The sequence below is a fragment of the Kitasatospora sp. NPDC034035 genome (assembly GCF_055575755.1).
This window is the reverse complement of the sequence record NZ_JBVISA010000015.1, coordinates 78,098-92,937: the sequence shown is the minus strand read 5'-3', so window position 1 is coordinate 92,937 and position 14,840 is coordinate 78,098. Positions and strand designations below refer to the sequence as shown.

General features: G+C 72.5%; 13 protein-coding genes. 6 read left to right on the top strand and 7 right to left on the bottom strand.

Going from position 1 to position 14,840, the window contains the following annotated elements:
- The first annotated feature begins 109 nt into the window (after positions 1–109).
- The 3 genes from ACZ52J_RS22140 (at position 110) to ACZ52J_RS22130 (ending at position 3,071) form a co-directional block, all read left to right on the top strand.
- Entirely contained in the window at positions 110–1,441 is a 1,332-nt protein-coding gene (locus tag ACZ52J_RS22140; protein WP_465621177.1) for a TerD family protein, read from the top strand.
- Between the two features lie 128 nt (positions 1,442–1,569).
- Positions 1,570–2,535, top strand: coding sequence for an SGNH/GDSL hydrolase family protein (locus ACZ52J_RS22135; protein WP_465621006.1), 966 nt, complete (start codon positions 1,570–1,572; stop codon positions 2,533–2,535).
- 47 nt (positions 2,536–2,582) lie between these two features.
- On the top strand, positions 2,583–3,071 hold the full coding sequence (locus ACZ52J_RS22130; RefSeq protein ID WP_465621004.1) for a GNAT family N-acetyltransferase: 489 nt from the start codon (positions 2,583–2,585) through the stop codon (positions 3,069–3,071).
- 6 nt (positions 3,072–3,077) lie between these two features.
- Here the strand turns inward: ACZ52J_RS22130 and ACZ52J_RS22125 are convergent, their stop codons facing one another.
- On the bottom strand, positions 3,078–3,782 hold the full coding sequence (locus ACZ52J_RS22125) for an RraA family protein (RefSeq protein WP_465621002.1): 705 nt from the start codon (positions 3,780–3,782) through the stop codon (positions 3,078–3,080).
- A 147-nt stretch (positions 3,783–3,929) separates the two neighbouring features.
- Between ACZ52J_RS22125 and ACZ52J_RS22120 the strand changes: the two genes are divergently transcribed.
- The gene (locus ACZ52J_RS22120) at positions 3,930–4,523 is read left to right on the top strand and encodes a Uma2 family endonuclease (protein ID WP_465621000.1); all 594 of its coding nucleotides are present in this window, start codon (positions 3,930–3,932) and stop codon (positions 4,521–4,523) included.
- 66 nt (positions 4,524–4,589) lie between these two features.
- On the opposite strand, the gene ACZ52J_RS22115 is transcribed toward ACZ52J_RS22120, so the two are convergent.
- From ACZ52J_RS22115 to ACZ52J_RS22100, 4 genes are all read right to left on the bottom strand, one after another.
- Positions 4,590–5,519, bottom strand: a complete 930-nt coding sequence (locus ACZ52J_RS22115) for a proline dehydrogenase family protein (protein WP_360499481.1) — start codon at positions 5,517–5,519, stop codon at positions 4,590–4,592.
- Positions 5,520–5,686: 167 nt separating this feature from the next.
- On the bottom strand, positions 5,687–7,315 hold the full coding sequence (pruA, locus tag ACZ52J_RS22110; RefSeq protein ID WP_465620999.1) for an L-glutamate gamma-semialdehyde dehydrogenase: 1,629 nt from the start codon (positions 7,313–7,315) through the stop codon (positions 5,687–5,689).
- 242 nt (positions 7,316–7,557) lie between these two features.
- A complete protein-coding gene (locus ACZ52J_RS22105) occupies positions 7,558–8,898 on the bottom strand; it encodes an FAD-dependent oxidoreductase (protein WP_465620997.1) in 1,341 nt (446 codons plus the stop codon).
- Positions 8,895–9,491, bottom strand: a complete 597-nt coding sequence (locus tag ACZ52J_RS22100; RefSeq protein ID WP_360499475.1) for a PadR family transcriptional regulator — start codon at positions 9,489–9,491, stop codon at positions 8,895–8,897. Before ACZ52J_RS22100 ends, ACZ52J_RS22105 begins: the two co-directional genes overlap by 4 nt.
- 145 nt (positions 9,492–9,636) lie before the next feature.
- Between ACZ52J_RS22100 and ACZ52J_RS22095 the strand changes: the two genes are divergently transcribed.
- Complete coding sequence (locus ACZ52J_RS22095) at positions 9,637–11,238, top strand: PucR family transcriptional regulator (protein ID WP_465620994.1); 1,602 nt, start codon at positions 9,637–9,639, stop codon at positions 11,236–11,238.
- 45 nt (positions 11,239–11,283) lie between these two features.
- Here the strand turns inward: ACZ52J_RS22095 and ACZ52J_RS22090 are convergent, their stop codons facing one another.
- Together ACZ52J_RS22090 and ACZ52J_RS22085 are read right to left on the bottom strand one after the other, a co-directional pair.
- A complete protein-coding gene (locus ACZ52J_RS22090) occupies positions 11,284–12,774 on the bottom strand; it encodes an alkaline phosphatase PhoX (protein WP_465620992.1) in 1,491 nt (496 codons plus the stop codon).
- A 259-nt stretch (positions 12,775–13,033) separates the two neighbouring features.
- Positions 13,034–14,224 carry a hypothetical protein gene (locus tag ACZ52J_RS22085; protein ID WP_465620991.1) on the bottom strand — a complete coding sequence of 397 codons (1,191 nt, stop codon included), beginning with the start codon at positions 14,222–14,224 and terminating at the stop codon, positions 13,034–13,036.
- Positions 14,225–14,360: 136 nt separating this feature from the next.
- Between ACZ52J_RS22085 and ACZ52J_RS22080 the strand changes: the two genes are divergently transcribed.
- Positions 14,361–14,837 carry a VOC family protein gene (locus tag ACZ52J_RS22080; RefSeq protein WP_465620989.1) on the top strand — a complete coding sequence of 159 codons (477 nt, stop codon included), beginning with the start codon at positions 14,361–14,363 and terminating at the stop codon, positions 14,835–14,837.
- Positions 14,838–14,840 lie beyond the last annotated feature (3 nt).

The following is a 14,840-nucleotide window of genomic DNA, read 5'->3' as shown; positions in this document are numbered from 1 at the left end:
ATCCCCGCACCCTCGTTCGTTACTGTGGGCAGCACCCGGCCGGGCGCCCCCAAAGGCCCCCGACCGGGGCCGTCGTTCCGCACCCGAGGAGGAGTCCGTGCCCACCGTCCTGACCCAAGGCGGCAACGCACCGCTGACCGCCGCGCGAGTGACCGTCGAGGTCACCGCGCCCAAGGCGCTGGACGTCTCCGGCCTGCTGCTGACCGACGCCGGAAAGGTGCGCTCGGACGACGACTTCGTCTTCTTCAACGCCCCGAACGGCCCGGGGGTGAGCCACCGCCCGGCCGCCGCCGGTACTCCCGACGCGATCACCGTCGACACCCGGGCCGTCCCGGCGGACATCACCAAGATCGCGGTCACCGCCAGCCCCGCCGACCAGGTCTCCACCTTCGCCGGGACCGAGCCCACCGCCACCGTCCGCGACGCCGACACCGGCGAGGTCCTGGTCACCTTCACCCCGCCCCGGCTGGGCCTGGAGACCGCGCTGGTCGTGGTCGAGGTCTACCTGCGCAACGGCGCCTGGAAGGTGCGCGCGGTCGGCCAGGGCTACGCCAACGGCCTCGCGGGCATCGCCACCGACTTCGGCGTCAGCGTCGACGACACCCCGGCCCCGGCCGCCCAGGCCGCCCCCGCCCCGAGCACCCCGCAGGCCACGGCCGCTCCGGCCGACCCGACCCTCCAGCTCCCCACCCCGCCCGTCGCACCGCCCGCCCCGCCCGCTCCCCCGGCGGCTCCCCCGGCCCCCGCGACCCCGCCCGCCGCCGCCGCGGTCGACCCCCGGATCGCCCTCGCCACCGGCTCCCACCCGCTGCCGCCGGCCCCGCCCGCGCCGCCCTCCGTTCCCGCGACCCCGGGCGCGCCCGCGAAGATCACCCTGGACAAGGGCCGGGTCAGCCTGGTCAAGGGCAGCTCCGTCTCCCTGGTCAAGAACGGCCGCCCCTTCCTCTCCTCCGTCCGGATGGCCCTCGGCTGGGAGCCCGCCGCCCGTGGCCGCAGCATCGACCTGGACGCCTCCTGCCTCGCCTTCGACGCCCGCCACAAGCGGCTGGAGACGGCCTGGTTCATGAAGCTGAACATCTTCAACGGCGCCATCGCCCACTCCGGCGACAGCCTCACCGGCGGCGGCGACGGTGACGACGAGCTGATCACCGTCCACCTGGAGGGCCTGCCGGCCGAGGTCCACGGACTGGTCTTCGTCGTCAACTCCTTCTCCGGCCAGAAGTTCACCGACGTGAAGAACGCCTACTGCCGCCTGCTGGACGCCGGCACCAACGAGGAGCTGGTCCGCTTCGACCTGACCCACTCCGAGTCGCGCACCGGCGTGGTGATGTGCAAGCTGGTCCGCCGACCGGGCGGCGAGTGGGAGATGACCGCGCTCGGCGAGTACGTGGACGGCAAGACCGCCCGGGCGATGATCGAGCCCGCCGCCGCGCTGCTCTAGCCCACCGCCCTCATCACGCCAACGCCCACGAATTCACCCTCCTGAGGCATCAAGTCGCACACACACCGACTCGATTGACTCTCAGGGGGGTGAATCGCACTCTCCCCCGCACTCGCTGAGGAGAGACCGTGCCACGCTTCCTGTCCCGCCTCGCCGTCGCCGGCACCGCCGCCGTCCTCGCCGCCGGACTGACCACCCCCACCACCGTGCAGGCCGCCGCCGAGCCGTCCGCCCGCGCCCGGGCGCTGACCTGGGTGGCCATGGGCGACTCCTACACCGCGGGCGTCATCGAGGCCACCGGCGACCTGACCGAGCCCCGCGACGGCTGCGCCCGGACCGTCGGGTCCTACCCCGAGATCATCCGCCGCGACCTCGGCTTCCTGGTCGACCAGCGCAACGTCAGCTGCAGCGGCGCCACCACCGAGAACATCCACGCGACCAAGCTCTCCCCGCTCGGCCGCCCCCTCCCGCCGCTCGGCACCGACCCCGGCGCCCCCTACCCGCCCGTCCCGCCGCAGGTCGACGCCGTGGGCCCGGCCACCGACCTGGTCACCGTCGGCATCGGCGGCAACGACCTCGGCTTCGCCGAGATCCTCAAGAACTGCATCGAACTCGGCGCCACCCACCTCGGCCAGGGCACCCCCTGCAAGGACAAATACGACGCCGGCCTGCCCGACCGCCTGGCCGCGCTGCGCAGCGGCTACGACACCATGCTCACCGCGCTGCACGTCAGGGCCCCGTTCGCCAAGGTCCTCACCGTCGGCTACCCGCACCTCGTCCCGGAGAACGTCAACCTCTGCACGTACGGCGACCTGCTGCAGTTCGCCACCTTCACCACCGGCGACCTCGCCTGGGCCCGGACCGCGATCCTGGAGCCGCTCAACGCGGTCATCGCGCAGAACACCGCCGCCCACGGCGACACCTTCGTCGACCTCTACCCCTCCACCGCCGGCCACAGCGTCTGCGACCCCGACCACTGGCTGGACGGCGTGCTGACCAGCGTGATCCCGCTGAAGTACGCGGTGGTGCACCCGAACGCCCGGGGCCAGGCCAACGCCGCCGCCGTCGTCGAGGACGCCGTCCTCGGCGGCTGAACGGAAAACCGGTGGCCCGCCGGCCCGCCGACGATCATGCTGAGCGGATGATCATCCGCGAAGCCACCCCCGAGGACTGGCCGGCCATCTGGCCCTTCTTCCAGGCGATCGTCACCGCCGGCGAGACCTTCCCCTACCCCCTCGACATGCCCTCCGAGCTCGGCCAGGAGTGGTGGCTGCTCGCCGCCCCCAACCGCACGGTGGTCGCGGTGGACGAGGACGGGCGGATCGTCGGCACCGCCAACATGAACCGCAACCGGCCCGGCAACGGCTCGCACGTCGCCAGCGCCAGCTACATGGTCGACCCGGCCCACCACGGCAAGGGCATCGGGCGGGCCCTGGTCGAGTACACCCTCGACTGGGCCCGCCGGGCGGGCTTCCGCGCCATGCAGTTCAACGCGGTGGTCGCCAACAACCACCACGCCGTGAAGCTCTACGAGTCGCTCGGCTTCGAGATCGTCGGCACCGTCCCCGAGGCCTTCCACCACCCGGTCGACGGCTACGTCGGCCTGCACGTCATGTACCGCCCTCTGTAAGGGACTTCACTCCCCGCGCTGCTCCTCGATCGCCCCGCCGACCCGCCGCAGATGCTGCCGGAAGCTGTACGACGGGTCGGCGGCGCGGCGCTCCAGGTACGCGTCGAAGGCGGTCTGCGCGCGCAGCGTGTCACCGTCGGCGATCCGCCCGGCCTGCGCGCGCTCGGTCCGGGCGATCGCGCCGGCCGCCTCCAGCACCTCCCCGACCCGGTCGGCCGGGACGAACAGCACCCCGTCCGGGTCGGCGAACACCACGTCCCCGGCCGTGACCGTGTGCGGCCCGACCCGCGCCGTCCGCAGCGCCTCCGGCTCCCGGTCGTCCAGCCGCATCGGCCCGAGCGGCAGCGCGCCGTAGCTGAACACCGGCAGCCCGATCTCCAGCAGCTCGGGGGTGTCCCGGTGCAGCCCCCACACCACGATCCCGGCCACCCCGGCGGCCCGTGCCTCCAGCACCGCGAGGTCCCCGACGCAGGCCTCGTCCGTCCGCCCGCCGTTGTCGATCACCAGCACGTCCCCGTCCCGGGCGGCCCCGTACGCCTCCAGGAACACGTCCACACTCCCGTAGTGCCGCACCGGCAGCACCCGCCCCGTCACCCGCGCCCCGGCCCCCACCGGACCGACTCCCACCGGCGCCGCCCGCACCCCCACCCCGAGCCGCACACACGCATCCGCCACCACCGGCGTCGACAGCCCCGCGAACTCCTTCAGCATCCCCAACTCCTTCCGCCAAGACCCCAGTTCACAGCACCGGGATCCTACGCCCGCCCCAAACTCACACCATCGGGTGAAAGCTCACCGTGGACTGCGCTTCCCGCCCCGACCGTGCATAGCGTGACGCCCATCTGAAGGAGGGGCACCATGAGTGCTGTGGCGCATGAGCAACCGATCACGGACTCCCCATCGCAGGCAGACATCCTGCTGGAGGGCTTCCTGAGCCTGCACTCCCCCGAAGGCTTCCGAGCCGAGCTCATCGAGGGAGAGATCATCGTGGCACCACCGTCGGACGGCGATCACGAGGACCACATCGATCTGCTGATCGACCAGGTGAAAGCGCGGTCCAGGGTCCGCATGCAGGTGTCCGGCGGCAAGGGCCTCCGTCTGATCAGCGGCGGACCCTGCCCGAAGAACCACGTCGTCCCGGACGCAACGTTCGCTCCACGGGAACTCCGCCTCTTCCGCGGCGCCCCGCCGTGGATGGAACCGGACGGTGTGGCCATGGTCGCCGAGGTCACGTCGAGCAAGCCCGACCAGGACCGCATCACCAAGCGGCACGGCTACGCCCGGGCCGGAATCCCGCTCTACCTCCTCGTCGACCGCGAGAGGTCCCAGATCAGCCTGTTCGGCGAGCCGCACCGCGAGGAGTACACCGAGGTCCACCTGTCCGCGTTCGGTGAACCGCTGCTGCTCCCGGCTCCCTTCGAGTTCGAGCTGGACACCAAGGACTTCCTCTAGGAACGCGAAACGGCTCGTACCCCCTCCCACACAGGGGGTACGAGCCGTTCCACCGGGCCGGCAGCGTCAGCTGCGGGTGGCCATGGCCCGCAGGAAGAAGGTCAGGTTGGCCGGGCGCTCGGCGAGGCGGCGCATGAAGTAGCCGTACCACTCCTGGCCGTACGGGAGGTACACGCGCATCGTGTTGCCCTCGCCGGCGAGGCGCAGCTGCTCCTCGGGGCGGATGCCGTACAGCATCTGGTACTCGAAGGAGTCCCGCTTGCGGCCGTTCCACTGGGCCAGCTGGCCGGCGATCTTGATCATGTTGGGGTCGTGCGAGGCGATCATCGGGTAACCCTCGCCCGCCATCAGGACCTTCAGCGCGCGGACGTACGCGAGGTCGACCTCGTGCTTGCCCTGGAAGGCGACCGACTCGGGCTCCTTGTAGGCGCCCTTGCACAGGCGCACGCGGGAGCCGGCGCCGGAGAACTCGCGGCAGTCGGCCTCGGTGCGGCGCAGGTAGGCCTGGAGCACGACGCCCAGCCAGGGGAAGTCCGCCCGCAGCTCGCGCGCGATGGCGAGGGTGGAGTCGGTGGTGGTGTGGTCCTCCATGTCGAGGGTCACCGTGGTGCCCGCGTCGGCGGCGGCCTCGCAGATGCGGCGGGCGTTCTCCAGCGCGATCTTCTCGCCGTCCACCGGGAGGAACTGGCCGACGGCCGACAGCTTGACCGACACCTCGGCGCCGGCCGCCAGGCCGGTCTCCTTGAGGGCCTTGAGCAGGTGCTCGTAGGCCTCGGCGGTACCGGCGGCCTGGGAGGCGTCCTGGGTGTCCTCACCGAGGTGGTCCAGGGTGACCTTGCGGCCGGTGGCGACCAGGTCGTCGCAGGCGGTGACCGCGTCGTCGAGGGCTTCGCCCGCGACGAAGCGCTCGACTATCGCGTGGGTCGGGGGGAACTTCTCGACCACGGTGCGGACCTGCGGGGACCGGGAGGCCGCGAGAAGGGCGGAACGGAGCATCGTGACTCCTGGAGCTGGTGTTTCCAAGGGTGGCAGAAGGGGGGCCGGGGCGGCGGGCACGGGGGTGGAGCACGCCGCCCCGGCGGGCGACGCCCGGCTGCGGGGCCGGGCGTCGCGGGTGACCGATGGCTACTGGACGAGCCGTGTGGTCAGCACGTCAGGGCTGGTCAGCCCATGTGCGGGTAGCGGTAGTCCGTCGGCGGGACGAAGGTCTCCTTGACCGAGCGGGTCGAGGTCCACCGCGTGAGGTTCTGCTTGGCACCGGCCTTGTCGTTGGTGCCGGAGGCCCGGCCGCCGCCGAAGGGCTGCTGGCCGACGACGGCGCCGGTGGGCTTGTCGTTGATGTAGAAGTTGCCGGCCGCGAAGCGCAGCTTGTGCATGGCGTCCTGGGCGGCGGCGCGGTCCTGGGCGATGATCGCGCCGGTCAGGCCGTAGGCCGACGCCGACTCCATCTGCGCCAGCATCTCGTCGTACTTCTCGTCCTCGTAGACGTACACGGCGAGGATCGGGCCGAAGTACTCGTCGCGGAAGTACTCCGAGGCCGGGTCCTGGCACACGAGCACGGTCGGGCGGACGAAGTAGCCGACCGAGTCGTCGTAGGTGCCGCCGGCCAGGACCTCCACGGAGGGGTCGGCCTGGGCGCGGTCGATGGCGGCCTTGTTCTTGGCGAAGGCGCGCTCGTCGATGACGGCCGACATGAAGTTGGACAGGTCGGTGACGTCGCCCATGGTGAGGCCGTCGACCTCGGCCGCGAACTCGTCCTTGAGACCGGCCCACAGCGAGGCGGGGACGTAGGCACGGGAGAGCGCCGAGCACTTCTGGCCCTGGAACTCGAAGGCGCCGCGGGTCATCGCGGTCTTCAGGACCTTCGGGTCGGCGGACGGGTGGGCGACCAGGAAGTCCTTGCCACCGGTCTCGCCGACGATCCGCGGGTAGGTGCGGTAGCCGGCGATGTTGGTGCCGACCTCGCGCCACAGGTGCTGGAAGGTGGCGGTGGAGCCGGTGAAGTGGATGCCGGCCAGCGCCGGGTGCTTCAGCGCGACCTCGGAGACGGCCAGGCCGTCGCCGGTCACCATGTTGATGACGCCCTTGGGGAGGCCGGCCTCCTCGAGCAGCTGCATCAGCAGGTGCGCGGAGAACTGCTGGGTCGGGGACGGCTTCCAGAGCACCACGTTGCCCATCAGCGCGGGCGCGGTCGGCAGGTTGCCGGCGATCGCGGTGAAGTTGAACGGGGTGATGGCGTAGACGAAGCCTTCCAGCGGGCGGTGGTCGCTGCGGTTCCACACGCCGTCCGAGGAGATCGGCTGCTCGGCCATGATCTGGCGGGCGAAGTGCACGTTGAAGCGCAGGAAGTCGACCAGCTCGCAGGGGGTGTCGATCTCGGCCTGCTGGGCGGTCTTGGACTGGCCGAGCATGGTGGCGGCGGCCAGGGTCTCGCGCCAGGGGCCGGCCAGCAGGTCGGCGGCCTTGAGGAAGATCGCGGCGCGGGAGTCGAAGGAGAGCGCCTGCCAGGCCGGGGCTGCGGCCAGGGCAGTGTCGATGGCCTCCTGCGCGTCGGCCTGGGTGGCGTTGCGCAGGGTGCCGAGCCGAGCCGCGTGGTTGTGCGGCTGGACGACGTGGAACTCGGTGCCGCCGCCCATCCGGCGCTCACCGTTGATCGTCATGGTCAGCTGGACCGGCTCCTGGCCGCCCAGCTCCTTCAGCTTGGCCTCCAGACGGGCCCGTTCCGGGCTCCCGGGGGCGTAGCTGTGGACCGGCTCGTTCACCGGCGCGGGGACCTGGGTCACAGCGTCCATAGAGCGCACGCTCTCCTTCGTTCAATGCGGGGGGATTGCCGGCGCGGGTCGCACGCCGGCCACAGCACGAACGCTATTCCTGGCGACCGGGCCACTTGATTGGCCGCGCGGCTAAATTCCCCCGTACGGCGTTGTCCGGCCCGACGAAGGGGATCACGCCGCGGTCACGGCCGACCTTCACAGCGGCCCCCACCGTCCCCGGCGTCACCCCCGCCCCACCGGACCCACCGGCACGCCGACCGTCAGGCCGCGCGCTTGTCCCGCCCGTGACGGCCCGTCGTCCCCGCGCCCGTCGCGCCCGGCGCGCCCGCGCCCGGGGCGACCGGCGTGACCGGGGCAACCCGCCGGTCCCAGTCGATCCGGTAGCCGTGCACCGGCCGCAGCGTCCGCTCCGGGCTCAGGAAGGTCCGCATCGCGATCGGCGCGACCAGCCGGAACATCATCCGCCCGATCGGCCCGGAGGACTTCTGGCTGTTGGTGCGCGCCGCGTCGGCGGCGATCTTCTCGACCCGGGGCCGACGCAGCGCCTCGTACGCGGCGAAGGCGGCGGTGTGGTCGGGCAGGTCGCGCAGGCAGCGGGCGAGTTCGACGGCGCTCTCGACGGCCAGTGAGACGCCCTGGCCCGAGCTGTTGGACGGGGCGTGCACCGAGTCGCCGACCAGGACCATCCGGCCGCGGTACCAGCGCGGCACGGACGGCATGATCTCCAGCCGCGGGAAGGTCTCGATGGTCTCGACGTCGGCCGTCCGCAGCACGTCGCGGGCGGGCAGGTCGTCGGAGTGCAGCTCGCGGCAGCGGCGCAGCCACTCCGCCGTGCCGACGGCGCGGGCCTCCTCCGGGGCGAGCGGCTCGGGCTGCGGGATGTTGCTGAACCAGGCGGTGCCGCTGCCGTCGGCCAGGCCCCAGTAGCCGAAGAAGGCGCGGGCGCCGTTGGCGAAGTGCACGGACTCGCCGCGGCCGGCCCGGCCGGGCAGCCGGTGGGAGCTGTAGCCGCCGACGCCGAGCAGTCCGGTGTACTGGGCGGCGGGCGCGGCCGGGTCGATCAGGGTGCGGACGGTGGAGCCGGTGCCGTCGGTGCCGATCAGCAGGTCGCCGGTGGCGCTGCTGCCGTCGGCGAACCGGGCGGTGATCCCGTCGGCGCGCTCCTCGACACCGACCAGCCGCTTGCCCCACCGCACCTCGATGCCGGTCTCCCGCAACCGCCGCTGCAGTACCTCGTACAGTTCGGCGCGGCGCATCAGCCGGCCGGGCGGCAGGTCGGCGAGGCCGGTGAACTCGGCCAGCACGCCGCCCTTGCCGTCCTCGATCACCATCGGCCCGACCGGTTGCCCGATCCGGCCGACCTCCGCTTCCAGCCCGACGACAGCCAGGGCGCCGAGGCCGTTGGGGGCGATCATGAAGGTCCCGCCGATGCCCTCGGCGGAGGTCCGGTACGCCTCGAACACGACCGGTTCGAGGCCGGCCTTGCGCAGTGCCAGCGCCATCACCGGTCCGGCGATGCCGCCGCCGATGACCAGCGCCTTACGGGTCGTGCCATTGGTGCCGTTGGTGCTGGCGATGCCATTGGTGCTGGTGGTGCTCATTCCAGGCTCCTCATGAATTCCTGCAGGGTCCGGTTGAACTCCGGCTCCCCGATCTGTCCGATGAGGTTCTCGGTGTAGCGGCGCTCGGCCTCCAGCAATGCGAGGGCGTACTCCTCCTCGACGACGAACATCGGGTGGACGTCCATCCCGGCGGCCTTGTGCAGCTGGGCGCGCGAGGCGTCGATCCGCGCGTCCAACGCCTCCAGCCGCCGGCCGAGCAGGTCGGCCGATTCCTCGGTCGGGAGCACCACCAGCAGGCAGAGGGCGACCCCGAAGGCCGGGTACTCCTCCTGCGGTTCGGCGATCCATTCGCGCATCCAGTCGAGGAGCTCCGCCTGGCCCTCGGGTGTGAGGGCGTAGACGGTGCGCTCCGGTCGCTGGGTGTCGCGGACGGTCTCCTGCTCGGCGACGAACCCGGCCTTCCGCAGTTGCTCGACGACCATGTAGAGCGAGCTGCGGTTGTACTTGATGTTGCGGTCCTTGCCGTGCTCCTTGAGCCGGCGCCCCATCTCGTACGGGTGCATCGGCTCGGCTCCGAGTTCGGCCAGGACCGCGAGGGCCAGCGGGTTCGACACCTTGCGTCGCTTCGCCATGAGAACATTCCTCATCACTTGGTCAGTACTGACTATCCGGCATCGACTAGTCAGAATCAACTATTCAGGGATGACGAACCGAAACTCTGTCCGTCCGGCTAAAATCAACCACACGGTATTGTCCGCGCGGATGAAGGAGGCCTGAGTGCCCACCCCCGGCCTCCCGCTCCGTCAACTGCTGATGTCCCTCGGCGAACCGCTGGTCGAACTGCAGGCCGCCCCGCTGGGCCTGGACGTCGCGGTCCGCGACGTGGCGATCCTCGACCCGGAGGACCCGCCGACCGCCGCCCCCGGCGAACTCGTCCTCGCGATCGGCGCCCGCGGCCGCGCCGCCCTCCCCGCCCTGCGCGCGGCCGGCCGGGCCGGCGCGGCCGCCGTCGCGGTCAAGCTGGACGGCCCCGGCCAGGCCGACGCGCTGCGCGAGGCCGCCACCGAGGCGGGCGTCGCCCTGCTCTCGGTGCGCCGGGAGACCCGCTGGGAGCACCTCGACTCGCTGGCCCGGGCGATCATCGCCGGCCCGGACGCCCCGGACGCGCCCGCCGCCCCCGACTCCAACGCGGGTGACCTCTTCTCCCTCGCCCAGACCGTCGCCGTGCTCACCAACGGCATCGTCTCGATCGAGGACACCTCCAGCCGGGTGCTGGCGTACTCCCGCTCCTCCGACTCCGACGAGGTCGACGACCTGCGCCGGCTCTCCATCCTCGGCTGGCAGGGCCCGGAGCCGTACCTGTCCAAGCTCCGCGAGTGGGGCATCTTCCAGCACCTGCGCAGCTCGGACACCCCGATCGCGGTCGAGCCGCACCCCGAGCTCGGCCTGCGCCGCCGCCTGGCCATCGGCATCCGGGCCGGGGCGCAGCCGCTCGGCACCATCTGGGTACAGGAGGGCGCGCAGCCGCTGGCGCCGCTGGCCGAGCAGGCGCTGGTCGGTGCCGCCCGCGTCGCGGCCGCCCAGCTGGTGCGCCGCCGCCGGGAGCTGTCCGCCGACGTCCGGCTCACCCGGACGCTGCTCACCGGACTGCTGGAGGGCTCCACCGGCCCCCAGTCGCTCGCCACCCATCTCGGCCTGGACCTGCGCCGCCCGGCCACCGTGCTGGCATACAGCGCGCACACCACCGAGGCGCTGCACCGCTCCGACGTCACCGGCCTGATCTCGGTGCACACCGCCGCCCGGCACCGCACCGCGCTGCTCGCCCCGATCGAGTCCCGGGTGTACGTGCTGCTGCCCGAGCTGCCGCCGGGCCTGCCGATGACCACCGTGCGCGACTGGGCCTCCGAGGTGGTGACGGCCGCCCGGGAGCACCTCGGCGTCCCGCTGCGCGCCGCGATCGGCTCGACCGTCGACGCCCTGGCCCAGGTGCCCGACTCCCGCGCGCAGGCGGACCGCATCCTGGACGCGATGGGCCGCGGCGGAGTGGACCTCGACGTCGCGGCGCTGATCGACGTCCAGGCGGAGGTGCTGGTCAGCGAGATGGTCGCGCTGCTGCAGGAGCGCTCCGGCCTGCGCGATCCGCGGCTCACCGCGCTCACCGAGTACGACCGCCGGCACGGCACCCGGCTGGCGGAGTCGGTGCTGGCCTGGCTGGACGCGCTCGGCGAGGTCAGGGTGGCCGCGGACGCCCTGCACATCCATCCCAACACCCTGCGCTACCGGGTGCGCCGCGCCGAGCAGTTGACCGGCATCGACCTGGCCCAGCCGCAGCAGCGGCTGCTGGCGATGCTGCAACTGCGGCTGCCCGCGGACGAGTAGTCCACGGGCAGCCGAACAGCCCCACCGGTCACACCTGGTGAACCGTCACTCGCCGTAGCCCTGGCCGCGCTTGTGCTCGTTCAGCCGGCGCCACGGGCCGCTGATGGCCAGCTGGATGCCCGGGGTCTGGATGTTGGCGAACAGGGTCTTGCCGTCGTCCGAGAAAGTCACCCCGGTGAACTCGCTGAACTCGGGCTTCTCGGCGGTGCCGATGTTCAGCTCGTTGCGGGCGATCGGGTAGACCAGCCCGTCCTCGGTGGCGCCGAACAGGTGCGAGATGCCCTCGCCGTCCTCGCAGATCACGATGCCGCCGTACGGCGAGACGGTGATGTTGTCCGGGCCGTCGAAGTTGTCGTGGTCGCCCCAGACGTCGGTGTTGACGCCCAGCAGGACCTTCAGGGTGATGGTGCGGCGGGCCGGGCTGTAGAACCACACCTGGCCGTCGTGCTGCAGCGGGCTCTCCGAGCGGGCGAAGCTGGAGACGAAGTAGAAGCCGCCGTCACCCCACCACATGCCCTCCAGCTTGCGGGCGCGGGTGACCTCGCCGTCCTTGAACTGCTTGCGGACGGAGACGGTCCTGGCGTCGCGGTCCTGGACCTTGACCCAGTCCACGCCGTAGGTGGTGCCGACCTTGGTGGCGCGGGAGAGGTCGTCGACGAACTTGCCCTGCCCGTCGAAGACCTTGAAGGCCTCCAGCACGCCGGCGTCGGCGGCGAGCCCCCGCAGCTGGTAGCGGCCGTGCTGGAAGCCGGCCGGCGGGGTCCAGCGGAACAGCAGGCCGTTGGGGTTCGAGGCGTCCTCGGTGAGGTAGACCTGGCCGCGCTTCGGGTCGACGACCACGGCCTCGTGCGCGTAGCGGCCGAAGGCCTTGACCGGCTGCGGGTCGCGGTTGTAGTCGTCGTCGAGCGGGTCGACCTCGAAGATGTAGCCGTGGTCCTTGGTGAAGCCGTTCTTGCCGGCCTTGTCCTCGGTCTCCTCGCCGGACAGCCAGGTGCCCCACGGGGTCACGCCGCCCGCGCAGTTGGTGGAGGTGCCGGCGATGCCGACCCACTGCTCGACCGAGCCGTCCCGCTTGGCGTGCACGATGGTGCAGCCGCCGGCCGCGCCCGGGTCGTAGACGTGGCCCTCGGTCAGCGGCACCGGGTGCGGCCAGTTCGCGCGGGCGCCGGACAGCTCGTGGTTGACGACCATGTAGTTGCCGCCGCGCTCGTCCTCGAAGGCGGAGGTGCCGTCGTGGTTGCTCGGGGTGAACTCGCCGGTGCGCAGCCTGGTGACGCCGGCCCGGTTCAGGACCTTGTACGAGAAGCCCTTCGGCAGGGACAGCAGCCCGGCCGGGTCCTGCACCAGCGTGCCGTAGCCGACGGCGGTGCCACCGGCCGCGTTGGTGCCGGCGGCCGCGGCGGCCGGGGCCTCGCCGCCGACCGGGGCGGCGATCGCACCGGGGGCGCTGGCCAGGGCCTCGGCGCTGCCGGCAATCAGCACGCCGGCCCCGACGAGGGTGGAACGGTTGACGAAGTCCCGGCGGGACAGCGACATGGCAGCAACTCCTGAGGGGATGAGCGGGGCGTCGGGGCGGGATGCCGACGCCAGCAGGCTCCGCCGGACGGGTGAACCCGGCATGACGCCCACCTCACGCCCGGGCGTCCATTTGCCGACTGATGACTGACACATGACCTCCACTTTGCCAAGGCGTCGTCAGCCCTGCCACAATCCGGCACACCGCCGCCACCGCCGGACCGTCAGCGGCGGAGTGTCAACGCCGGACCGTCAGCGGCAGAGTGTCAACGTCGGACCGTCAGCGCCGGGCCGCCCGCCACTGCTCCCAGGCCGCCAGCCACAGCTGCTCGGCCAGCCGGTGCTGCTCCCAGACCCCGGCCCCGCCGCCGCCCGGCCGTTCCCGCCACAGCTGCTCCCAGGCCCGCTGGGCCGGCAGGCTCGCCACCTCGCTCGCGAACACCGTGTACCGGACGACCTCCTCGACGGCCGCCTCCCCCTCCGCCGTGCCGACCAGCCAGTGCGTCTGCTGGGACAGCCGGTTGAGGTGGTTGACCATCGAGGTCACCGCCGCCGCGGCCTCCTCCCGGGTCTCGGTGGCCAGCCTCATCTGCTGGCGCACCGCCGCCTCCCAGCGCACCGCGCAGGCGTCCCCGCGCAGCCCGCGCGGCAACCGCGGCGTGCGCCCGGCCCGGACCTGCGCCTCGATCGCGGCGGTCTCCGCGACGCTCTGCGCGATCAGCGACCGGTGCGCCTCCAGCCCGACGACGGGCGGCAGTTCGCGTTCCTCGACCGGGACGTACCGGGCCTGCCGGGAGGCGAGGTCGCGCAGCAGGTCGGTGCGTCCGCGCAGGTACCGCTCGAAGTCGCCGATCCCGCCGAGTTCCACCCCGCCCGGGTTCACCCCGCGGCCGCAGACCGTCACGGTCAGGCCGTCGATCCGCAGCCGCACGGCCCACACCGACCCGGGCCCGCCGGCCACCGTGGCTCCGGGGCGCAGCACCCGCCGGTCCTCGTACACCTCCACGGCGCACGGCTCGCCGTCCACCGTGATCCACTCGCGCAGTGCCCGCACCCGGCCCGGCCCGTCGCCCTCGTCGACACCCAACTGCTCGTAGACGCGGTCCCGTTCGTCCTCGACCACGTCCTCCAGCTCGGGCAGCGGCTCGGCGCGCTCGGCGCCCGGACGGTAGGTGCGCACGGTCACGTACGGGCCCGCCGCCGAGCGCCAGTCGCCGCACTGCACCTCGACCCAGCGCAGTTCGCCGCCGGAGGTTTCGAAGGCGGCCAGCGCCTCACCGGTGCGGGCCGGGCCGGCGGCCACGCCGTACACGGGGAAGTCGACCGCGGCGAGGGTCCGGCGGGAGAACTCCACCTGGTCGGCGAAACGATCCTCCTGGCCCGGCCGCTCCGGGACCGGGGCGCGGCCCGAAGGCCCGGTGTTCCACTCCTGGTGCCTGCCGCCGCTCTCCCGCATCATCCTGTGCCGCACCCCCGACTCCTCGCGCCCGCACCGCTGACGCCACCTTACGTGCCCGCCGCTGCCGGGTCATCAGCTCCTCTGCCGGACGGAGGCGGTGGCCGTGTCAGGACGCCCGGTTGTCAGCCGCCCTCCCTACCCTGGCGGCATGACAGCACAGAGCAGCACCACCGCAGGCGGCACCGCGGCACCGACCGGTGTCCCCGCCAGGATCAGCATCGTCACCCTCGGCGTCTCCGACCTCGACCGCAGCGCCCGCTTCTACGAGGACCTCGGCTGGCGGCGCTCCACCGCCTCCAGCCCGGAGATCGTCTGGTTCCGCACCGCCGACTCGGCGCTCGGCCTCTTCCCGAGCGACGAGCTGGCCGCCGACGCGGGCGTGCCCGCCACCGGCGAGCCGTCCTTCCGCGGCGTCACCCTCGCGGTGAACCTGGAGTCCCCCGCGCTGGTGGACGCCGCGATGAAGACGGCCGTCGAGGCCGGCGCCGTGCTGGTCAAGCCGCCGGTGCCGACGAGCTGGGGCGGCTACTCCGGCTACTTCGAGGACCCGGACGGCCACCTCTGGGAGCTGGCCCACAACCCGTTCTTCCCCTTCACCGAGGACGGCTCGCTGGACCTGCCCTGAGCC